This window comes from Butyrivibrio sp. XBB1001 (assembly GCF_000424505.1).
In the GTDB taxonomy this organism is placed as follows: Bacteria; Bacillota; Clostridia; order Lachnospirales; family Lachnospiraceae; genus Butyrivibrio.
The window spans coordinates 44,078-67,929 of sequence record NZ_AUKA01000015.1 but is presented as its reverse complement, the minus strand read 5'-3'; the positions used below and the strand labels follow the sequence as shown (position 1 = coordinate 67,929).

The 23,852-nt window shown below is 42.1% G+C and carries 17 protein-coding genes and 1 riboswitch; of the genes, 3 read left to right on the top strand and 14 right to left on the bottom strand.

Translation table 11 applies throughout. From position 1 onward, the window contains the following. Positions 1–37: 37 nt before the first annotated feature. From proC to pfkA, 3 genes are all read right to left on the bottom strand, one after another. Complete coding sequence (proC, locus tag G631_RS0112515; RefSeq protein WP_026489748.1) at positions 38–832, bottom strand: pyrroline-5-carboxylate reductase; 795 nt, start codon at positions 830–832, stop codon at positions 38–40. Between the two features lie 137 nt (positions 833–969). Further along, the gene (locus G631_RS0112510; RefSeq protein WP_026489747.1) at positions 970–1,773 is read right to left on the bottom strand and encodes a TrmH family RNA methyltransferase; all 804 of its coding nucleotides are present in this window, start codon (positions 1,771–1,773) and stop codon (positions 970–972) included. A 157-nt stretch (positions 1,774–1,930) separates the two neighbouring features. Next, complete coding sequence (pfkA, locus tag G631_RS0112505) at positions 1,931–2,899, bottom strand: 6-phosphofructokinase (RefSeq protein ID WP_026489746.1); 969 nt, start codon at positions 2,897–2,899, stop codon at positions 1,931–1,933. A 348-nt stretch (positions 2,900–3,247) separates the two neighbouring features. On the opposite strand from pfkA, the gene G631_RS0112495 reads away from it, so the two are divergent. Beyond that, complete coding sequence (locus G631_RS0112495; RefSeq protein ID WP_026489745.1) at positions 3,248–6,787, top strand: DNA polymerase III subunit alpha; 3,540 nt, start codon at positions 3,248–3,250, stop codon at positions 6,785–6,787. A 101-nt stretch (positions 6,788–6,888) separates the two neighbouring features. Here G631_RS0112495 and G631_RS0112490 read toward each other — a convergent pair whose 3' ends face one another. The 3 genes from G631_RS0112490 to G631_RS0112480 form a co-directional block, all read right to left on the bottom strand. Next, positions 6,889–7,383 carry a hypothetical protein gene (locus G631_RS0112490; protein ID WP_026489744.1) on the bottom strand — a complete coding sequence of 165 codons (495 nt, stop codon included), beginning with the start codon at positions 7,381–7,383 and terminating at the stop codon, positions 6,889–6,891. 198 nt (positions 7,384–7,581) lie between these two features. Continuing rightward, positions 7,582–8,772, bottom strand: a complete 1,191-nt coding sequence (metK, locus tag G631_RS0112485) for a methionine adenosyltransferase (protein WP_026489743.1) — start codon at positions 8,770–8,772, stop codon at positions 7,582–7,584. Positions 8,773–8,891: 119 nt separating this feature from the next. Next, positions 8,892–9,009: riboswitch (SAM riboswitch) on the bottom strand. Between the two features lie 371 nt (positions 9,010–9,380). Further along, positions 9,381–10,364 (bottom strand): hypothetical protein, encoded by a 984-nt coding sequence (locus G631_RS0112480; RefSeq protein WP_026489742.1) that lies wholly within the window; start codon positions 10,362–10,364, stop codon positions 9,381–9,383. Between the two features lie 184 nt (positions 10,365–10,548). On the opposite strand from G631_RS0112480, the gene G631_RS0112475 reads away from it, so the two are divergent. Further along, the gene (locus G631_RS0112475; RefSeq protein ID WP_026489741.1) at positions 10,549–13,698 is read left to right on the top strand and encodes a TIR domain-containing protein; all 3,150 of its coding nucleotides are present in this window, start codon (positions 10,549–10,551) and stop codon (positions 13,696–13,698) included. 44 nt (positions 13,699–13,742) lie between these two features. After that, complete coding sequence (locus G631_RS0112470) at positions 13,743–14,840, top strand: alpha/beta fold hydrolase (protein ID WP_026489740.1); 1,098 nt, start codon at positions 13,743–13,745, stop codon at positions 14,838–14,840. 298 nt (positions 14,841–15,138) lie between these two features. On the opposite strand, the gene G631_RS0112465 is transcribed toward G631_RS0112470, so the two are convergent. From G631_RS0112465 to G631_RS0112430, 8 genes are all read right to left on the bottom strand, one after another. Continuing rightward, positions 15,139–15,795 carry an HD domain-containing protein gene (locus G631_RS0112465; RefSeq protein ID WP_026489739.1) on the bottom strand — a complete coding sequence of 219 codons (657 nt, stop codon included), beginning with the start codon at positions 15,793–15,795 and terminating at the stop codon, positions 15,139–15,141. Positions 15,796–15,805: 10 nt separating this feature from the next. Next, complete coding sequence (locus G631_RS0112460) at positions 15,806–16,243, bottom strand: NUDIX hydrolase (RefSeq protein WP_242829103.1); 438 nt, start codon at positions 16,241–16,243, stop codon at positions 15,806–15,808. 351 nt (positions 16,244–16,594) lie between these two features. After that, complete coding sequence (locus tag G631_RS0112455; protein WP_196803864.1) at positions 16,595–17,653, bottom strand: phosphotransferase enzyme family protein; 1,059 nt, start codon at positions 17,651–17,653, stop codon at positions 16,595–16,597. Positions 17,654–17,684: 31 nt separating this feature from the next. Next, the gene (locus G631_RS21530; RefSeq protein ID WP_330365709.1) at positions 17,685–18,341 is read right to left on the bottom strand and encodes a CD3324 family protein; all 657 of its coding nucleotides are present in this window, start codon (positions 18,339–18,341) and stop codon (positions 17,685–17,687) included. A gap of 6 nt (positions 18,342–18,347) precedes the next feature. Continuing rightward, positions 18,348–19,055, bottom strand: coding sequence for a hypothetical protein (locus tag G631_RS0112445; RefSeq protein WP_026489736.1), 708 nt, complete (start codon positions 19,053–19,055; stop codon positions 18,348–18,350). 248 nt (positions 19,056–19,303) lie between these two features. Then, positions 19,304–20,104, bottom strand: coding sequence for a hypothetical protein (locus G631_RS0112440; RefSeq protein WP_026489735.1), 801 nt, complete (start codon positions 20,102–20,104; stop codon positions 19,304–19,306). A 533-nt stretch (positions 20,105–20,637) separates the two neighbouring features. Then, a complete protein-coding gene (gene guaA, locus G631_RS0112435) occupies positions 20,638–22,200 on the bottom strand; it encodes a glutamine-hydrolyzing GMP synthase (protein ID WP_026489734.1) in 1,563 nt (520 codons plus the stop codon). A gap of 286 nt (positions 22,201–22,486) precedes the next feature. Continuing rightward, positions 22,487–23,809, bottom strand: a complete 1,323-nt coding sequence (locus tag G631_RS0112430) for a C40 family peptidase (RefSeq protein WP_026489733.1) — start codon at positions 23,807–23,809, stop codon at positions 22,487–22,489. Positions 23,810–23,852 lie beyond the last annotated feature (43 nt).

Sequence of the window (23,852 nt, the reverse complement as noted above, 5' to 3'; positions counted from 1 at the left end):
AATTTTTACAATTTACCGTTTATTTTTTGTAAATTAATTACAGTTGCTTACTCTTGTCAATGCAAGCCTTTACAGCGTCTATAACTGCCGCTCTAAAGCCCTTTTCTTCTAATACTCTAACAGCCTCTATTGTTGTACCTGCTGGGGAGCACACCATATCCTTGAGTTCGCCAGGGTGTTTTCCAGTTTCAAGGACCATCTTGGCACTTCCAAGAACTGACTGCGCTGCAAATTCGTAAGCCTGTTTCCTTGGCATACCCCCTGCTACTGCCGCATCAGCCATGGCTTCTATGAAAAGAAATACATAAGCAGGAGATGAACCGCTGACTCCGACCACTACGTCCATCATGGATTCAGGCACTGTGTATGCCTTGCCAAAGCTCTCAAGGAGCTCTATCACGAACTGGAAGTCGTTGTCACTTACAAGGTCATTCCTACAAACCGCAGAACATCCCTCTAAAACAAGGGCTGGAGTGTTAGGCATTACTCTTATTATTTTTACCGGTTTTTCGAACTCTTTTGCCAACCAATTAATTGTCTTGCCTGCTGCTATGCTGACGATAATCTTACTATCATCTACACTGTCCATGATATCCGCAATAACAACCTTTAAATACTGCGGTTTAACAGCCAGAATGATTATATCTGCCTCTTTGGCTACGGCCGCATTGGAGCTGCGAATCTGGATTCCGTACTTGCTTGCAACTTTTTGTCTGGTAGCTTCTGTAGCTGCTGTTCCTATAATCTCGTTAGAGCCCATAAGTCCCTTGGCCAGAATCCCGCCAATCATAGCTTTCGCCATATTTCCAAGTCCAATAAAACCAATTGTCATAACGTGCCTCCTTGTGTCTGATTCTCTATCATAATTACTATCTATTCCAAAGTATCCTTTTATCCATTTTGGATGCTAGTGCAGCACTGCTCATGCATAATTAACCACATTGCTTGCATCTGAATTCATTTGCTGCATCACCCTCTTCTCTGTCTGGATGCTTCAAAAGTCAGGATTGCTGCAGATGTTGCCGCATTCATAGATTCAACCTCACCCTTCATCGGGATCAGGATGTAAGTATCTGCCGCATCTGCAGTCTCTTTTGTAAGACCATTTCCCTCATTCCCTATAAGGAATGCTGTTGGCTGAGTATAGTCAAATTCATCGTAGTTCTTCTCCCCTTTAAGGTGAGCAGCGTAAGTATGGATACCACTTGCCTTGAGTGTTTCAAGAACTTGTGGAACACTTTCTACATATATAAATGGCATTCTAAAAATTGAGCCCATGGTCGATCTTATAACCTTGGGATTATAGATATCTGCAGATCCCTTGCTGAGGATAATTCCTGTTACTCCTGCCCCCTCTCCGGAACGAAGCATTGTTCCTACATTTCCAGGGTCCTGAATATTCTCGAGAATGAGCATCAGTGGTCTTGCATTTTCATCATCTTGGTTGTAGCCTTCAATAACTTCCTCAAGAGTGTAATGATACTGACTGATAACTGCCAAAACTCCTTGCGGGGTCTGGGTTGCAGCCATCTTCTTCATGACATCCTCGGAAACCTCTTCAGCTCCGTATCTCCAGAGAATTTCTTTATCCTCTTCCGTAGCCTTATCAAGAAATCTTGCAGTTACATAGACTTCCCTAACCTGGAGTACAGGTGCCTCTCTTAGCATCTTCATTCCTTCTATTACAAAGGCATCTTCCTCACGGCGAGCTTTACTCTTTTCCATAAGGCTTACGACCTTGCGAACTCTCTCATTACTTGTACTTGTTATCATCTAATTTCCTCATATATTTTTAAATCACAAAGTATATGGATTAAGTATATCACACTTTATATGCAAACATCCTTAGCGCATTTCTTCCGGTACAACAAAACGCGGCAGGAATAATCCTGCCGCGTCAAAATTTCTAAATATCTTATCATCCAATAAATTAAAGAATACGAGCGATTTCGTACATGTACTCGTTGATGTTCTTCTTCATTGCAAGAGCCTCGTCGATGTCATAATCAACGAACTGGCCATTTCTGTAGCCAACAACACGGTTTGTCTTGCCAGCTGCAAGGATATCAGCTGCATAGCATCCCATCATAGAAGCATATACACGATCCTTACATGTTGGGCTACCACCACGCTGCATATAACCAAGGATAGAAGCTCTTGTCTCAAGACCTGTAGCAGCTTCGATTCTACGAGCCATAGATGTTGAATGTCCGATACCCTCAGCGTTTACGATGATGTGATGTGTCTTGCCCTTCTTACGGTTGTCGATGATGTTATCGATGATTCTCTGCTCGTTGTAGTCATACTTCTCAGGAAGGAGAATGTCATCAGCGCCGTTAGCGATTGCGCACCAAAGAGCAATATATCCAGCATGACGGCCCATAACCTCTACGATACTAACTCTCTCATGTGAAGAAGATGTATCACGAATCTTATCAATGGCCTCCATTGCTGTGTTGATAGCTGTATCAAATCCGATTGTGTAGTCTGTGCAAGAGATATCAAGGTCGATTGTTCCTGGGATACCTACTGTATTGATGCCCTGCTGGGAAAGCTTCTGAGCTCCGCGGTATGAACCGTCACCACCGATAACAACCATACCATCTATTCCATGCTTGCGGCAGATCTCAGCGCCCTTGGCCTGACCCTCTGCTGTTGTGAACTCCATACAACGAGCTGTACCAAGAATAGTACCACCCTTCTGGATGATATCAGATACGCTACGTCTATCCATATCGATGATTTCTTCGTTAAGAAGACCCATGTAACCTTTCTTGATACCCTTAACCTTGAGTCCATTTGCAAGGGATTTACGAACAACAGCTCTGATAGCTGCGTTCATTCCAGGTGCGTCACCACCACTAGTTAAAACTCCAATAGTTTTGATCTGTTTCGCCATAATTATTTCCTCGATTCATAACATTGAATTCTACGATTCAATTCAAAAATATATTTCTCTTAAAATCCTATAAAAATATAATACAAAAGCCTTGAATTGACAATACTTTGTCATACTTATTTTTATATTATCGCAAGTTTTTTTAATCTGCAATCCTTCTGAAATCGATTTCAAGAAATTTTAACTTTTATCGTTTTTTTGTTCATCTTTTGTGAAAATATAAAACTTTTTACCTCTAATATCAATTGCAAATAGCAAGGGGTCTGATTCTCCAGCTTATCCATTAAATTTCCCACCATTTATGTTATAATTTCCTCATATATTTTAAAAAGTTTTTGGGGAAAAATAATGGCATTTACTCATTTGCACGTCCATACTGAATATTCTCTTTTGGACGGTTCCAATAAGATAAAAGAATATGTTAAGCGCCTGAAGGACCTTGGCATGACAGCTGGTGCTATCACTGACCATGGTGTCATGTACGGTGTCATAGATTTTTATAAGGCTTGTCGCGCAGAAGGCATAAATCCGGTTATCGGTTGCGAAGTCTATGTAGCTCCCGGCTCTCGCTTTGACAAGGAGTCCGTCCAGACAGATGACAGATACTATCACCTGGTGCTCCTTGCCGAGAACAATGTAGGCTATGCCAATCTGTCTCATATTGTGAGCCGCGGCTTTACTGAAGGCTATTACTACAAGCCTCGTGTTGACATGGAGCTTCTTGAGCAGTTTCACGAGGGTATAATTGCGCTTTCTGCCTGTCTTGCAGGTGAAATTTCCAGGAACATTGTCAAGGGTGCGCCAGATAAGGCAAAAGAGGCAGCGATCCGCCTCGACAATATCTTTGGCCATGGCAATTTCTTTTTGGAGCTTCAGGACCACGGAATTCCAGAGCAGAGGCACGTTAACGCTACTCTTATGGCTCTTTCCCAGGAGCTTGACATCCCTCTGGTTGCAACCAATGACTGTCACTACACCTATGCTGATGATGCCGAGGCCCATGACCTTTTGCTATGCATCCAGACTGGCAAAAAGGTAAGTGACGAGGATCGTATGCGCTATGAAGGTGGCCAGTACTACGTTAAAAGTGAAGAAGAGATGAGATCTCTTTTCCCTTATGCACAGGAAGCTATCGACAACACCCAGAAGATTGCAGACAGATGTAATGTTGAAATTGAATTTGGTGTTACCAAGTTGCCTCACTTCGAGGTTCCAGAAGGTTATGATTCCTGGACTTATCTTAACAAACTCTGTCTTGATGGTCTTCATGAGCGCTATCCCGATGATGATGGCACGTTAAAAGAGAAGCTTGACTATGAGCTTGGTGTCATCAAGCGCATGGGTTATGTTGATTATTTCCTTATTGTATGGGACTACATCAACTATTGCCGCGAAAACGGCATCGCTGTTGGACCGGGAAGAGGTTCTGCTGCCGGAAGTATTGTTTCCTATTGCATGCATATCACCAACATTGACCCTATCAAGTATGATCTTCTCTTTGAGAGATTCCTTAATCCTGAACGTGTATCCATGCCTGATATTGACGTGGACTTCGAGTACGAGAGGCGTCAGGATGTAATAGATTATGTAACTGAAAAGTACGGTGCTGACAAGGTTGTGCAGATCATAACCTTTGGAACCCTGGCTGCCAAGGGAGTTATCCGCGACGTGGCAAGGGTTATGGATCTTCCCTATAGCTTTGGAGATAACATTTCCAAGATGGTTCCTCAGGAACTCAACATGACTCTTGATCTTGCACTCAAGATGAACCCTGAGCTCAGAACCCAGTATGAGACTGACGAAACTGTTCACAAGCTGATCGATATGTGCAAAAAGCTTGAGGGGCTTCCTCGTCACACCTCTATCCACGCCGCCGGTGTCGTTATCTGCTCTGCTCCTGCAGAGGACCTTGTTCCTCTCTCACGCTCTGCAGAAGGAAACGTGACCACTCAGTTTACAATGACAACAATTGAGGAGCTGGGCCTTCTTAAGATGGACTTTCTGGGGCTCCGCACTCTTACTGTTATCAAGGATGCTGTGCGCTTTGCCAACAATTCTCTTGGCGCAAGGCCTGGTGATCCTAACTATATAAATATAGATGAAATAGACTACAACGACCCTAATGTCCTTGGCCTTATCGGAAGTGGCAAATGTGATGGTATATTCCAGCTGGAATCCGGAGGAATGCAGTCCTTCATGAAGGAGCTCAAACCTCAGTCCCTGGAGGATATCATAGCGGGCATATCTCTTTACCGCCCAGGTCCAATGGACTTTATTCCTAAATACATATCAGGAAAAAATGATGCCGGCTCCATAACTTACCAGACGCCTGAGCTAGAGCCAATTTTGAAACCAACCTACGGCTGTATCGTTTACCAGGAGCAGGTTATGCAGATCGTTCAGCAGCTAGGCGGTTATACTCTTGGCCGAGCTGACCTTGTTCGCCGTGCCATGAGTAAAAAGAAGCAGCATGTCATGGAGGTTGAACGAGCTAATTTTGTAAATGGTAATCCAGAGGAAAACGTTCCTGGCTGTGCTTCTAAGGGCATCGCGCCAGAAGTTGCAAACGCTATCTATGATTCCATGATGGATTTTGCCAAGTATGCTTTCAACAAGTCCCACGCTGCCTGCTATGCAGTTGTTGCCCTTCAGACAGCTTGGCTTAAATACTACTATCCTGTAGAGTTCATGGCAGCTCTAATGACTTCTGTAATCGATAACCCTGGCAAGGTTTCCGGCTATATCATGAGCTGCAGAAATATGGGGATAGCTCTTTTACCACCTGATATAAATGAGGGCTTTGATGGTTTCTCTGTTACTGAGATCGAAGCATCAGAAAATGACAAGCCTGTCACCGGAGCTGTAGTTACTTGTGCTCCTGGGCACAAGAAAGCTATTCGTTATGCTCTCACTGCCATTAAGGGTATTGGAAGGCCAGTCATAGCCTCTATTGTAAAAGAGAGACAGCTCCACGGTAAGTTCAAGACAATCAATGATTTTCTGACAAGAATGTCAGGTCGAGAAAATGATGTTAATAAACGTGCTGTGGAAAACTTTATAAAAGCCGGAGCTTTTGATTGTTTTGAGGGAACCCGAAAGCAGCACATGACTGTTTACTCACAGATCATGGATCAGCTCCACAATTCTGGCAGAAATGTCATGGCAGGTCAGATGACTTTGTTCGATTTTGCAGGTGAAGAGGCCAAAAAGGAATATGAGATTCCGCTTCCAAATGTTGGCGAATTCCCACGGGAACTGATGCTTGAATTTGAGAAAGAGGTGTTGGGAATCTATGTTTCTGGCCACCCTCTTGAAGAGTATGTTGGTATGTGGAAAAAGAAGATTACAAACACCACCACAGATTTTTATCTTGATGATGAAAGCGGTTCTCCTGAGGTTCAGGATGGCTCCACTGTAACTATCGGTGGAATCATCAGTGAGAAAAAAATAAAATACACTAAGAATGACCAGATCATGGCCTTTATCACTCTTGAAGATCTTGTGGGTTCTGTGGAAGTTATTGTATTTCCCAAGACTTACGAAGCTAACGCCGGCAGACTCGATGAAGATGCCAAGGTCTTTATAGAAGGCCGTGTTTCTGTAGAAGACGAGAGGGATGCCAAACTCATAGCCAGCAAGATTCAGCTCTTTGACGAAGTAGCCAAGACTGTGTGGCTGAGATTCCCTAATAAAGATACTTACGAATCCAAAGTCGATGCTCTTGAAAAGATCATTGCAAGCAGCGATGGCCGTGACGAGATCAGCATTTATCTGACAGATACCAAGCAGATCAAAAAGCTTGGCAGAGCCAAGTCTATAAAAGCTGACAAGGTGACTTTAGAAGCCTTGGAAGAACTACTTGGTAAAGAGAATGTGCAGATGACATAAATGTATTAAATGAAAAGGAGTTTTCACTATTACTATCTAGCGAAAACTCCTTTTTTGTAGCTTTTCTACTATCTATATTTTTGAAGTCTTTTGTTTTTACATCATGCAGCTTTCTTCTGAGCCTTTATTGCATTCTTTACCTGTGTGAGGTAGTCCTTGATAACTGCAATGCAATCTGCCTGCTGCGCAAGATCTGTCTTTCTAACCTTTTTAGGAATAGAAATACGAACCTTCTTTTTACCAAACCAGATTGTAGCCTGGAAAGCAACCATTTTATCAGTAAAATTAACCTTTGTGATATCTGCAAGGCTAAATGTCTTGGCCAATGCGAACTTGTCAATATGCCAATCATCAAGAACTGCAAAATTCATTGAGTTATTTGTGAATCCAATGTATGCGTTGTGTAATCTTGCTGAACCAAACTCATCCTGGAAAAGGCCACCTATAAGTGCTCCAAGTGCTCCACCACACATTGTAAGATAATAAATTGGGCTTGTAGGAATAATCTGTGCAAAAACCTTTACGTTATAGGCATCTCCTGGAAGTAACATTCCATCCAGCATCATGTTCATATCCTGTGCGTTTGCTCTTTTCATTTCTAATTCTCCTCTTACATAAACAATAATTTACATCTATGATCATCAGTGCTATTTTGCACTGTAATTCTTTGTTACATTTTTTATACAAAGTCATTTGGTAATATGTTGCGTTCGCAACACTTTCCATTTTTACGCATAATAATCCCGCTAATTTATACAAATCAGCGGGATTATAAAATGCGCTTTAGTTAACAATTACTGTACTGCTGCCTGAAGCTCTGAAACCTTATCTGTCTGCTCCCAAGGAAGGTTGAGGTCGTTACGTCCGAAGTGGCCGTAAGCTGCTGTCTGCTTGTAGATAGGACGACGAAGGTCGAGCATCTTGATGATACCAGCTGGACGAAGGTCAAATACCTTACGAACTGCCTCTGTAAGCTTCTCATCAGAAACCTTACCTGTTCCGAATGTATCAACAAGAACTGATGTAGGCTGTGCAACACCGATAGCGTATGAGATCTGGATTTCTGCTCTGTCAGCAAGTCCAGCTGCTACGATATTCTTGGCAACGTATCTTGCTGCGTATGCTGCAGAACGGTCAACCTTTGTGCAGTCCTTACCAGAGAAAGCACCGCCGCCGTGACGAGCTGCTCCACCGTAAGTATCAACGATGATCTTACGTCCTGTAAGACCAGCATCACCCTGAGGTCCGCCGATAACGAAACGTCCTGTTGGGTTGATATAGATCTTAGTATTGTCATCAACAAGTGCAAGATCAACTACAGCATCGATAACGTACTTTCTGATATCTGCGTGGATCTGCTCCTGTGTAACCTTCTCATCATGCTGAGTTGAGATAACGATAGCTTCAAGTCTCTTAACCTTGCCGTTCTCATCGTACTCAACAGAAACCTGGCTCTTTCCATCTGCTCTGAGGTATGGAAGAGTTCCGTTCTTTCTAACTTCTGTAAGCTTCTTGGTAAGCTTGTGTGCAAGGCTGATAGCGTATGGCATGTACTCTTCTGTCTCGTTTGTAGCGTAACCAAACATCATACCCTGGTCACCAGCACCGATGGCTTCAAGCTGCTCATCTGTCATCTGGTTCTCTCTAGCCTCAAGAGCCTTGTCAACACCCATAGCGATATCAGCTGACTGCTGATCAAGTGCTACGAGTACTGCACATGTATTGCCATCAAAGCCCTTAGCTGAATCATCATAGCCAATCTCTTTGATTGTCTCACGTGCGATCTTAGCATAGTCAACGTGAGCCTTTGTTGTGATCTCACCTGTGATGAGAACAAAGCCTGTACATGTAGCTGTCTCACAAGCTACACGGCTCATTGGGTCCTGCTCCATGCAGGCATCAAGGATAGCGTCAGAAATGTTATCGCAGATTTTGTCTGGATGTCCTTCTGTAACTGATTCTGATGTGAAAATAAACTTATCCATATTCTTTCCTTTCTTTTTAGCTGCTTCGTTAAGACAGATTCGGATATCTCTGACTTAACCCGCAAAAAAATCCGCTTGTTGCGTGCACAAACAAGCGGAACTGATTGACGTTTCAGATCCTCTTATTGCTCGTAGTCCATAACTGGAATTGCACGCTCAGGTTGGCACCTTCCTGAATGATCAAGGGGTTGCCGTGGCTTCATCGGTCCTATGTACCTCCACCACTCTGAATAAGAGAACTTCATATATAATTGACTGCGGAAACTGACCTAGAATAATCAATTACCGTTTAATGATATTAACCTATGTTCAATAATAAATCAATAGGGAAGTGATAATAATTCTATTAAAACTATGATAATTTTTCCCAGAACATAAATAAACCATTAACGATGATACAGTATATGTTCAGTCTGAAATAAAGCAAAAAGTCTGGAGACTTGTGCGTTTGTCGCAAATCTCCAGACTTTTTTATACGTATGAAAACTTTACCCCTAATAAAAAACCGTCTCTTTTAACTTCTGAACCCTGCTAAACATATCTCTTTTACATACTAATCTTGCAAATCACTTCTAAAATTACCAAATATTCTGGCTCATTGGCTGCAATCACTGCGCAGAATCAAACTGAAGTGAATCAATGATCATAGCCATGCGGTCTGAAACTTCCATATCCGCCATCTCATCTCCGCTGTTATGTCCTGTAAGTTCAAATGTAAGTGAACCATCCATGTAATCTCTTGACACTGATGTCATATACATTCCTGATCCATCCTCTTCAGGAGGAAGCATAGCCCAGTAACCTGTAACATCCTCTGTTCCTGGGAAAATAGAATCCTGAGATGTAGCTTTTTCGCCCCAAGACTGAACTCTCTCATCTCGAGCAGCCTTGCCGCTATGCTCAACATCATAAGTCACAAGCACCATATTAGTTCCAGCGCACTCTCCAGTGTATACGATTGAAACCATTGGTCCGTCCTGTGTAATGTCAAAGCAATTTGGATCATATTTGATGCTCCATCCGTTTGCATCTCTATAAACATATTCCCCATCGCTCAGGTAGTTTACAGCCATAAATGTGTCTGGATCGGCATCAGCAACTGGCTCAAATACCAACTCGCGATCCTCGGCACCTTCGAAATATCCTTTAACAACGCCCTTCTCAACGCTAGTTATGATGAATACTTCCTGTTTCTCATCAGCACCACCAAAGAAGAAATTAACCTTTCCTCCTGCCTGTGTGCAGTCAAATGGAAGACCAATGCCATCATTGGCGCCATCTTCTGTTCTACCATACCCATCGGTATTGAAAACATAGAAATAGGTTTTTGGTGGATTTTCTGCTTCTGCAGAATAGTTTACGTAAACGCCTTTCTTGAAGTAAGGAGCAACCATCTCGTTTTCTGCTGCCTCTGCCTGACCATCCGTCCCCTCTACGCTGTCAGACAAAGCAACTGAAGTATCCTCGATGGCTGTTTCAGTAGCCGACTCCCCCTCAAGAGCCGTCTCACTTCCACACCCTGTAACCAAAGCTGCTGCCATGATTCCTGTAACGATCATTGCAAACATCTTTCTTACAAACCGCCTTTTCATAATACTATCGTCCCTCCGTCATAAGAAAATTGTGAAATCCTGTGAAACATTTTTTCACTGATAAATATGCTACACCATTTTATGTACCATAACTATTAACGCTTTATTAAATAGAGTTAAGAATTTATAAACTCTTTTCCTTGTGTTATCATTATCAGGTCATTATTTTGAAAGGAATCAGGCTATGATAAACCATTACAATGCGTTTATTTCCTACAAACACGCAGAATTAGACAATAAGATTGCAGAGGAGATCATTAAAGGCCTTGAAAGATTTCATATTCCACAAAACATACAGGAATCCACTGGGCGCAGGAGAATTGACCGTATTTTCAGGGACAAAGATGAGCTTCCTATTACCAATGATCTTAACGATACCATTTCAAGCGCTCTGGAAAATTCTGAGTATCTCATAGTTATTTGCTCAACTAACACCAGAAAATCCACCTGGGTAGAAAAAGAGATAGAGACTTTCCTTAAGAATCACACTAAGAATCAAATTCTTACAGTCCTAGCGGATGGAGAACCATTTGAAGTTATTCCGCAAATTCTTTTATCAGATAAAAAGACTCTTCAGGACGAGAATGGTAATTCACAAACAGTAGAAGTTCCGCTTGAGCCCTTATCCTGCGATTACAGGCTTCCCATTAAAAAAGCAAGATCAGAGGAGCTTCCACGTCTGGTTGCAACTCTCATTGGCTGTTCCTACGATGAACTAATGAACAGACAGCGTCAGTACAAGATTCGAAGACTATCAGCTATTTTTGCAGCTGCTATGGCCCTTGTTATTGGTTTTGCTGGATATACTCTTTACACCAGCAGACTTATCCACAAAAACTATATCCACTCTCTGGAAAACCAGTCCAGATACCTTTCCAACGAATCTGGCAAACAGCTTGCAAACGAAAATAGGATTGAAGCTATGCAGCTCGCTCTTGCTGCTCTTCCTCAGGATGAAAATGACGATATGCCAGTTACGCCCGAAGCGCTTAAGGCAATCACTGATTCTTCATATGCTTATGTGGCTCCTTCCGGAACCAACGTGGCTGCTGCCTGGGACTATCAGATGCCAGGAAATATAAACAAATTTCAACTCTCATCAGACGAGACTGTCCTTGCTGCTAAGGATTCCTCCGGAGTTGTAATGGCCTGGGATACAAAAACTCACAAGGAACTTCTACGTACAATCAAGACTGATGATGAGACAAGTAACTTCTTTTTCTTTGACCCATCAACTCTCATAGTGGCCAGAGATCACAGTTTTTCTGTATACGATTTTGCAGACGGTAGCGAACGCTGGAACTATGAATACACTAATCGCAGTTTTGCAGATGCTTCCTACCTAAAGCGCTCTAATGAAAGCTTTATCGCCTGTAATTTTAAAAGTGAAATATTGGAATTTAACATAAATGATGGCTCTCTTTTAAGTGATAAATATATCTTTGAAGAAGCCCGTGATTCCATTAGCGCTGATAAGTATTGTTCAAGCTACGCACTATCTGATGATGGTAATAGGCTTGCCCTGGCTACCAGTCAGTATGATGATAACCGTAATACCGTATACAGTTTATTTGAATATGATCTTCTCTCAGAAGAAACTATAGAAAAGCCGCTAGACCAGTATTTGGCTAATCATATCCAATGGATCAATGACAACATTTACATCTCTTGCTGGGATATGTCAAAAGGCTCCTTAGACAGTAGTACACGCATGTACAACTACACTTATGTAACAGAGGATCACACCCAAATATACTGTTGTAATTCAGAAGATCTTTCTACCATTTGGGAGAATGATTTTGTCTGTAACAATGTTATGTTCAACTCCGGCTTTCTTCCCATGGCAAATGGCTCCGTTGCCTATTTTTCTGGAAACATTTGTGAAATCTGGGATTCAGAAACAGGTGAGCTTATTGCTAGAGACAACACTGGCGACTCGATCATAGATGCAAGTGATAACGATAACGATGGCATTCCTTGCTATGTAACAAAAGAGGGAAACATTGCCATGCAAAAGGATGGACTTTCCACATCAGGAATTGGCATCTACGAAAGATTCAGCGATGACCTGTCTAGTGCTGCCTTGACAAGGAGCGGTGCATATACACACCAGACTCTCAGTCCTTCCATTACCTACTATGCCAATAAAGTATATGATGAAGAGTTTCAGCTCTTTGAAAACTCACCAAAGTTTGGATATATAAGTGATGACTGCCGCTATATGGATGATTCACTTTTGGCACTTATAGTCAATGGTGATGGTGATAACTCGCTTCTGCACTTATATGACATCGATGAAAAGAAATATCTTGGTAGTGTAGTGCTAGAAGGCCTTTCCTCTTACGACTGTAACATACTTGGAAAGTACGACAACAATCTTTTTATTGTTGGAAACGTTAAAGAAGATGGTGACACATTAACAAAGATATTTAATATCAATATCCTGACCAAGGATGTAAAAAAACGCACCCCTGAACAGTTTAAGAGTTTAGATAGCTCTTTTAAACTGGAATCTTTTGTCATGTATGGATCAAAGATAGTCTATTATGACTCATCGGAGGAAATACCTGGTATAGGAGTAATAGATGTTACAGATAATCAAGTTGCCGTTACTCCTATCTCCGGCCTTGAAAACAAATATTTTAAAAACCTCAATTACTTTCCTGAGTTAGATACTGTTTATTTACAGTTTAAAGAAATTGACGTACTAGTAAATGCATCTACTGGTGATATAAAAACCATTCATTTTCCTGAAAACTGGAATGGCACAACACTATCTTCCTATGATCCTGCATCAGATTTATTTGCATTTAGTGACGACCATACTATTGTTCTGATAAATAGTGAAGGAGAATCTGTAAAAGAGATTTCCTGCATGAATCTGGTGCCACTTGTTATGGATTTCTATAATCCTCAGGATTCACAGGCTCTTTTGATAGTTGCATATAAAAACGGTTCTCTATACAGATATTCCGTCGAAACAGGCGAATTTATCGGCAAAAGTGATCTTTCAGCGTACTCAAATGGTTCTAGAACGAGTAATGACAAGATAGTTGTTGACGCAGAAAATAACCTTCTCTTTGCATATGCAGGAGGTTTTATGGATGTCTTCGAACTTGACACTTGGACTGAGATAGCAGCTATTCCTTCGTGCTTGGGTTATGACGTCTCTACAGAAGCATTTATTGTATACGGCTATGAAGATTCATCTAGCGAAACACAGGTTGGATATTTCAAGCGTTACACAGTAGATGAACTTATTGATAAAACCAAGGGCCTTCTGCAGGGAATCGAAATGACCAAGGAGCAGAAGTCAATGTACGGAATTGGATGATTATGCTTTTGAGTTAGAGAAGCACTAAAGGAACAGGAAACAACATGAAAACACTTAAAAACATTCTGCTTAAAATATTAAAATTTATAGTAATAGCTATTGCAGCAATAATTCTCGTGTGCATTTTGGCCATAGTGATACTCAGGGGCTTTAATTATGCACATCACAAGATCATGTATAAAGACGGTGTCAATAAGACTACTTACATAGATATAAATGGTCAGAAGCAGTATGTAATGATGATGGGAGTGGATAACTCTAATCCTGTAGTCATATATCTTCATGGAGGGCCGGCAGGACCAGATACTTTCATAACTTATTGTTTTTCTGATTATCTTACTGATGAATACACTTTTATTGGCTGGGATCAGCGAGGATGTGGAAGGACATATTATAGAAATATAGATAAAGACCCAAGCAATGAGACGGTGTCCTTTGATCAGGCGCTTGAGGATCTAGATGCCCTTGTTACATATGCTTGTGATAGATTTGGCCAGGATAAAGTGATAATAATGGGGCATTCTTATGGTACTGCACTAGGGAGTACTTATGTGAAACAGCACCCCGACAAGGTATTGGCATATATCGGAATTGAGCAGCTTGTTTCCCTGGAAGATGCTGATATATACAGTTACCACGATGCTGTTTCTAAGGCCAAGCTGGCGGGAGATGACACTACAGATATGGACAATGCTTTCAAGGATTTTTGTGCAGATCCAGGAATTCCAACACTTATAGCATTGAGAAATCACACATCCAAGTATCATCCTGTGGAAAAAGAGTCAGGTCAGGTAGGGCTAGCATTGTTTTCGCCTTATGCAAACATAGATGATCTAAAATGGTTTTCAAAGCAGTTAGGCAATATAAGTAGTTTTGTAGAGCTTAACAAGCCTTTGTTTGACACAGTCATGAGCTTTAGTGTTTACGAGGACTCTTTAGACTACGATGTTCCAGTCTGCTTTATTTCAGGGTCAGAGGACTGGGTATGCCCTACTGACAAGACCACGGAATACTATGATGCAATAACAGCGCCTCAAAAGCATATGTATGTGATCGATAAATGTGGACACGACGCACATATGGCTGCTCCTCAGGAATTTTGTGCTGATGTAAAAGAGTTTCTTAAAAATCTTGAAAACTGATTTATGAATCTTTATTATTGTCTTCTTGGTCATCGGATTTTCCGATATCCTCTATCAAACCGGTGACCAGGTTCTGTAATTCATTTGCGTTCTTGCTGGTTATTACAGGCTTGCCGGTTCTCTTTTCAACAGCAGTTCTTGCTTCTCCGGCAGCTGCTCCGCATTAGCAACATCTGTCAACCTCATTTTCCCATCCTGAGCTTTCATTTTCAACTGGTTACAATTTGTCACCAGTTCATTTAGAACAGACCTTGGAAAGGAGCCTCGTTAGTCCTTTTCAAGGTCTGTTACTTATGTTCTATTTAATTCTTTTACTGTTTTCTATCTGGCTGACAAGTTTTTCAAAAAACTGTATGTAGAAAGACAGACGGGATTTCCAAAGTTCCTCTGCTGCTTTCGTTCCCAAAGGCATATCTATGATCTCACGAAGCTTTTCAAGACGCTTTTGGGCGTAATCACGTTTTTGTTCGTATTCCATTCCAAGAAAGCCGTCATGACTGAGAATCTCATGAATGCGGTAAACATCAAAGCGATCGATATTGTCAGCATCACCCACAGAAAGCGCAAAAGGCGTTCTTTCTCCTTCAAAATCTGCTTTGTCATCTACATGAATAGCTATTCCATAGCAGATATCGTTTACTCGATCTTCTGGCAGGCCCAGCCCCGCGAGAAATGGGCGAGCCAGTTGCGCTGCCCGTCTTCCATGTTCGATCCAGCCGTTCTCTCCGAAATCCTCACAATACGAAATGTCGTGAAGCAAGCAGGCTATTACCATCTCTGTTTCATCAAATCCTTCTTTTCTCGCAATCTCAAGACCTATATTGGCCACCCTGTAGGTATGCTCTAACCGATATTTTTTGCCCGATAAATGCTCCTCAGCGTTCAGATATAAAGAATCCTCAAAAGCCTTTTTCAAAAAATCTTCAGTTTGCTCTATTAGCTTATGTTTTAACATATTCCGTCCCTCATTTCAGTTCTTCAATAAAATTAAGCATCCTCTGTGTTGCCAGTTCATTGCGGGGCATTGAGCGTAGTTCTTCTGCCGTAACCCAATTATATGCCGATGTTTCACCTTCCTGTAATACCACACTATTTTTATCAGCATCTGTCTCGCACAGATAGTTTACATATATTGATTTATGTAGGTGATGTAACACACGGCCGACTTCCGTAAGCTTATCCGCTATAATCCCTGTTTCTTCAGAAAGTTCTCTTAATGCACAGGTCATCGGATCTTCTCCCTGAAGCGCAGACCCTCCTGCCGTGGCTTCCCACATTCCGCCCAGATGTTTTCTGGGATCTCTTTGCATAAGCAAATAAGTACCATCGACATGTCTTACTATAATTTCGCATACAAGGTGAAAAACTCCATTTGGGACTTCTTCCCCACGTACTAATGTCATTCCATCAATCCTATTTAGTTTTCCATCATAAGCATCCCTCCCTCGCATTTACGGGACACTGTCCCGCAAATCATCTGAGTATAAAAGTGCAAGCCGACTTGCACAAACGCATCAACTTACTCAAGTGCATACAAAATTTACTATACCAAATGTTACTGAATCCTCATAGATATGTTTTTTCATTAATGACATATAACTGAAGCGTGGCACACCCCCGTCACTATCAATCGAACCTAATGCCCTGAAGGTTCCTGATATCGACTCTTTCACCGGACTTAAACATACGCTCTTTGCTATTGGAGATCGTTACGGTCTCAAGATTGAAAAGGCCTTGCTAAGCTATTCATTAGCTTAACAAGACCTTTTTAAGTCTACTCCTATGCCTGCGTATGGAATGGCTTCCATCAGGCACTTTACGTAATCTTCCACGTCCTCCGGGTCCGGCTCCTCACCTTCCCTGGCGGCGCCCTCAAACTCGTCCACAATGCCTTCGATCAGCACCATGTCGATAAAGAGCGGAAGCTTTTCCAACAGCTCCTCGGAAACCGTTGTCTCACTCCGGTAACCCTCTAAAATGGTCGCAAAATACTCTTCATTCATGTAGGCCAGGCGATTTTCTCCGTCCGGCATCCACTGACACCAGCCAACGCCATGCGTCCAAAGATGTGCAAGGTCAAACATGTACCAGCAATAGATGCAATTGTCGAAATCAAAGGTCGTAATTGCGCCGTCACTGAAATCCACGTGATAATTCCCGTCGCTGAAATCAAAATGTACAAGGCCATAGCTCTCCGGATCCACGGGGAGCGTCCTGAACCTCTCCAGGCGATCCGCAATGGCCGCCTTCAGCTCCGCATAAGCATCAGGGATCACCTTATCGACATACTCCATGTTGTACTTGTCAAAATATTGTTGCCTTTGGTGTATCGGCCGATATTGCTTCGAGAGCCTGTGAATCGCTCCGATGGTCTTTCCCATGTTGTAAAACAGCTCGGAAAGCGGTGCCCCATCTCTGTAATGATATCCGTTTTTGCTGAGAAGGATTCCTTTAGCATACGCAAACAAAGATACAAAGCATTCCGCATCCCCTTCTGCTCCATCAGCAGCCTCGCTTAAACCGATCACCGAAGGTTTTACCTGCATGCGTTCCACGAGTTTTCCGCTCCTCGAAGGAATCACATCCGCGACGGATGCACCGTTTTTCGCAAGGTAATGCACGAATTCCGTCTCTGCCTCATATTCCTCCATCGTCCTGTCACCAAGCGCGGATATTCTTAATACGCATTTCTTTTCTTCCTCTTGTTTGCAGACATAGACGAGGTTTCTTCCGCCGTCATGTCCGCCCACTTGTTCAAACTCATAATTCTCTAAATCATAAATGACTTTTGCCTTCTCTAAAACATTTGTCAATACGCATTCCTCCACGCTTTTTTCCAGGTAATTATGTTCCTCTCTGAAACTGCTTGCCGAAGTTGTTAAGATAGTAACTGTACTCCTTGTGGCTCACGAAAATAAAAGCCCAGTGAGCGTTCTTCTTTTCCTTTCTCAGCAAAGCAAGATTTTCTTCTCCACAGTAACTTCTGAATCTGTGTCCCTCAAATAGAGCGATCAACGGTACATCTGTGTATCCATCCGATTTTTTATTTATGATCACATCTGCATCATCTTCTATAAGCCGAAGGGGTATCTTTACCAGTTCAGACAGGAAAAACTCCTCCCCGTCAGGTGTTTCCAGTCCTCCATTCTCCAGATATATCCTTACCCATTCTTCACCTACGCCTGCATCCGAATACTGCTTTGCAGAGTAAATGCTCGGGGAATACACGGGAAGCTTTATCTTCTTACCATATACGATCTTTTTGATTGATTCCGGAGACAGGTAGAAATCTTCAGCCAGTTCCACGATGCCGGCACCTGCAGCATATCTGCTGCAGATGAGGGCATTTCTCTTATTCAGTTTTTCACGATATCCGGATGCTTCTCCCCAGCCTTTAGTTTTTTCGCACTTGGGTATATAAATAGCTTTTCCTTCCGCATACTTTTGCACTTCTTTCAAAAGACTTGCGGGGAGAATATCCTTGGCATTTTCATATTTCATTTTTGATCAGACCAGTTTGTTCATGCGCTCTTCCAATTCGTTTATGGATCTGGTAATGGACTCACAGGACTCCAGATCGTCGATGGAAGCATGCCACATGAGTGTGTGCAGTCCCTTAAAATACGCCATGCACAGAAAACGTTCCTTATAGTTTTTTATATCTATATTATTTCTTTTTGCATACTCATACAGTTTTTCCGGAACCAGGAGATAGGGCTTATTCAAATCGAGGATTGCAAAATCCATAAGGAAGTCCATGATGCCGGCACGTCCCCAGTCTGCGCAGTATGCTTTGCCTGCATCGTCGACGATCATGTTGACGAAGAAGGTGTTGTTGTTTGCAAGGAACCTTTGCCCCTCGCAGTAGGGTGCATACTGCATGATCTTCGCGTAGATCTTGTCGAAATAGTCCTTCTTGAGAAACGTCGTCTCAAACATCTGCGTCCAGTTGTGCCAGTAGCCCTCCTGATCCTCGTTAAAGGTCTCACGGACAAATTCCTCGAATGTGGCAAAGGGGGCTTTATTGTCTTCGTTGAATTCCCCATATCCGGTTATGGAGGAAACATCCGTATCGGCAATCTCAAAGATCATTTCGAAAAACTTCTCATATCCTTTTTCAAACTCTTCCACGGAAAGTTCATTAGCACATCTTCCCTTGGGGCTCATCTCTATCCGGTCTCCGGTCAGGTTTTTAATAAAAATATCTCTGTTCATTTTTATCATCCTTTCGTATCTGCTTATTTCCTGTTACTTGTATCGGCGCCTTACAAAAAGAATGATAACAGCCACCCCAGCAGCTTCATATAGAAAGAACGGTTATAACAAAACTTTACTCACCGCTTTATTGCTATCGCTGTAAACTCAGGCTTTCTTATGTTGTTTACTGTAATCTTCCAAAACTGCTATCCTCCCGGCATTTTATATGGACATTTATCCCTCAAGTTGAATTGCGCCATAACCTGCTAAACTAGATATTCTTTAATCATAGCCTTTATTATATTAGAACTGATGGCATGTTGAGAAGTCTCAAATGTCATGATCATATTTTTCCCCAGAAAATATCCACTTTGCTCATATGCCTCTATCTTAACTATATTCTTGTTTGCATAAGCTATGTTATCCATCATTCCAAAATGTTCCCAGATATATTCCTTTCTAGTTCGGATATTAAGGCATGTAAAATCTGGTCTTACAGCTCCCATGCCCTTAAGTGCAAGTGGGTATTCATACCTGTATGGAATACCACTTTGTTCCAGCATATTGGCTATTATCAGCTCAGATTTTGATCTTACCCTTATTCCATTGTTTGAAAAAAACTCTGTAACACTTTCATTAATTCCCATCGGCTCGTAGATTTCTTTCTTCCAATTCTCAACATATATTTCCAGAGGTTCAATGATCGGTGTAACAAGCTTTTTCCTTGCATCTGCCATGCCCATATACACATTTTCAAGTGACTTTATATCATAGAGCTTTAAAAACTCCCAAATATCATTTCTGATTTTTACAAGCTTCTTTTTAAGTAGCGTTTCATAATCTCGCTGTGCCACCTTCTTCAGCTTGTCCATTTCTTCGATTCTCGCATACTTCCGCTTTTGTGCAAGCTTGTCTACCCAGTAATACTGGTCTTTCCCGTTACTCTTACTTATTGCAATACCACAATTGTTCAGGCTTTTTACCCTTAACGCCTTCTTATCAATTTGGGTTATTAGAGCATCTATCTCCTGTATTTGTTTTTCCAATTCTTCCTTGTAATCCTGCATCACCAAACTCCTTTTTCAGATCTACGTGACTCTACTTTATCTTTTGACTATTATCACGTAGTGCTGCACTGATATTCAGGCATTCTACGTGATACACTCTTGTTAACCGGCCCTTCCTCACGTAAATTTTCCAGATATCTACTTATTTCTACGTGGACCACAAGAATCAAGAGCAACATCTCACGTAGATGCCATGAATATCATGCATGTCAATACGCGAATAGTAGCTCAAAAAAGCCACTGCTCACGTAAGCCGTCTTCTTTTGCCCCTTCTTTATCTATTATTATGGGAATTACCAAGCTGTCCCAGAAAGAACAGCCATTTCAAAACGAACTTTGAAAAGAACTATCTTGAAATACAAGTGACAATATATAACAACACAGAAAAAAAGTAAAGAGATTTCTAACCGTATTGATTCCCATACGGTTATGCCTTAAGGATTAGACTCTGACGAATTCAGCCAGTATAACAACAAAGCCCTAGAAGTCGCGTATATGCGCTTCCAGGGCCCATTACAATAACACTCGTTATTTTATTCTAATTCCACAGTTCCTGGTGGCTTACTTGTAAGGTCGTACATTACGCGGTTAACGCCCTTGACCTCGTTGATGATCCTGCTCATCACCTTCTGCAATACTTCAAAAGGAATCTCAGAAGCCTCAGCAGTCATGAAGTCGATGGTCTCTACAGCGCGGAGGACTACTGCGTAGTCATAGGTACGCTCATCACCCATTACACCGACAGAGCGCATGTTGGAAAGGGCTGCAAAATACTGGTCAGGAAGCTTTGGACAAATGCCCTCTTTATGAGCATTTGCAAGTTCCTCACGATAGATATAATCTGCATCCTGAACGATTCGAACCTTCTCAGCTGTAACCTCGCCTATTATACGAATTCCAAGGCCTGGACCTGGGAATGGCTGGCGGAATACAAGATATTCAGGAAGGCCAAGTTCAAGTCCAGCCTTACGAACCTCGTCCTTGAACAATGAGCGAAGTGGTTCGATAATTTCCTTGAAATCAACATAATCCGGGAGTCCGCCAACGTTGTGGTGTGACTTGATCACAACTGACTCGCCGCCAAGTCCTGATTCTACAACATCTGGATAAATAGTTCCCTGAGCAAGGAAGTCTACTGTTCCAATCTTCTTGGCTTCTTCCTCGAATACTCTGATGAACTCTTCACCGATTATCTTACGTTTGCGCTCAGGCTCTTCTACACCCTTGAGCTTAGCGTAGTATCTATCTGCCGCATTAACACGGATAAAATTGATATCAAAATTACCATTAGGGCCAAATACGCCCTCAACCTCATCTCCCTCATTCTTACGAAGAAGACCATGATCTACAAACACGCATGTAAGCTGCTTACCAATAGCCTTGGCTAAAAGAGCTGCCAATACAGATGAGTCGACACCGCCGGAAAGAGCAAGTAAAACCTTACCATCGCCGACCTTCTCTCGGATTTCCTTAACTGTGTTCTCAACAAAGGAATCCATGCGCCATGTGCCAGCTGTCTGACAGATTCCGCGCACAAAGTTATGAAGTATCTCTTTACCCTTAACGGTGTGAAGTACCTCGGGGTGGAACTGGATAGCATAGAGCTTCTTTTCTTCGCAGGCCGCAGCAGCAACAGGACAATCTGCTGTATGAGCTATAATCTCAAATCCTGGAGCAACCTTGCTGATATAGTCAAAATGGCTCATCCAGACTATAGTCTTGTCTTCAACTCCTGCAAAAAGAGCTTCCTTGGAACCATCAATGAAAGTCTCTGTCTTGCCATACTCACGAACTGGAGCTTTCTCAACCTTGCCTCCCAGAACATGCATCATAAGCTGAGCGCCGTAGCATAGTCCAAGAACCGGTATTCCAAGTTCAAAAAGTTCCCTGGTATAAGTAGGTGCTCCCTCTTCATAGCAGGAATTTGGGCCTCCTGTAAGGATGATTCCCTTAGGATTCATCGCTTTGATCTGATCAATTGGTGTACGGTATGAATAAATCTCACAGTACACGTTACATTCTCTGACTCTTCGTGCCACCAGCTGGTTGTACTGCCCGCCAAAGTCAATGACTATAACCTTTTCCTCTGCCGCCATTAAATATCTACCTTTCCAATATTATAGAAAAACTACTAACAAATTCCGATTGCTCAAAGATATTCAAAGCAATCTCTCACATAATACCATAACTCAGTCTAAATATATATAAACTGTCTTAATGCGCTGACTTGCTCATCTTTAATTAAATATAAGCAATTGGGTAAATTTTTATTACCTCAGCACACTAGCATAATATCACAATCTCATCAAAATATGTCTGAAATTTATTTCACAAATACTGTGATAATCACTTCCAATGTCGATAATTTCAAGCAAGATCTCTTTAAATAAATCTCCTAACCGTAATGATTGATCTGTAAGTTGCAGGTGAATACTTGATTCCAGTCTTCTGCGTGCTAGCATGTACAATCTGCCCACCGCCTATATATATTCCAACATGTCCGCCGTAATAGATAACGTCACCTGGCTGTGCATCTGAATACGAAACTTCTCTTCCGTAATTTCCCTGTGCCCATGATGTACGAGGTACCGATACTCCAAAGGCCTTATACACTGACTGTACAAATCCTGAGCAGTCTGCTCCGTTTGTAAGGCTTGTTCCACCAGGTACATAAGGATTACCTACAAACTGACATGCGTAGCTTGCAATATTAGCTCCGGAAAGACTGCCTGGAGCTGCATAGCTCTTGGATCCGCCAGAGTTTCCACCTGAACTTCCAGATCCGGAACCAGATCCTGAGCCATCTCCGTTTCCATCCGTCTGTGCGCTTGCAGTCTGCTCTGCAGCCTTGGCATCATTGGTAGCCTTTTTGGCTGCATCCACCTCTTTTTGCTTGGCTTCAATCTGCTTCTGAAGGCTCGCAATGCTGGACTGCTGGCTCTTAACCTGAGCTGTATATACTGCTGCGTCCTGCTTGGCCTTGGCAAGCTTGACCTCATAATCAGCATATTTAGCCTTATATTGGGCCAACAGCTCTTCCATATACTTCTGCTCTTCCTCCAGCTCATACTTGGATGTTTCAAGCTCAGACTTCTCAGCCTCAAGCTGTATACCATAGGCCTCTGCTGCTTTCTTGGCCGCTACGTATTCCGCAAGTTTAGTCCTGTCATATTCATACAGCTGCTCTACGTAAGACACCTTATTAAGAGCATCTGAATAGCTAGTTGCCGTCAAAAGAATCTGAACATATGAAAAATCACCTTTTTCATACATATATTTAACACGCTGAACCATTGCTGCATAGAGAGTTTCTTCCTGTGCCTTGGCAGCGTCATACTCTTTTTGTGTCTGCTCAATCAGTTTTTCCTTGGCGGATATATCTTCCTTGATAAGCTCAATATCAGCCATAAGTCCTACAAGCTCACCATTTGTCTCATCAATAGCTTCCTGAGTTTCACCCTGGGCTTCTGAGATGGTTCCTATCTGGCTGTTTGCATTATTTAACTTATTCTGACTATCGGTCTTTTGCTTTTCCAGATCCTTTTTTTGCTTCTCAAGCTTCTTTTCTTCTTCCTCAAGCTTTTTCTGATCAGCCTCTAGTTCCTCACTAGTCTTGGCATATACTGCTGCTGGCTCCGCCATGAAAAAAGACATAACAAGAGCTATAGCTATTATTCTAAAAAGAATATGTTTCCTTTTTTTCATACCTATCCCCCTTGTCCTCTCTATTTTAGGCTTTTGCTAAAAA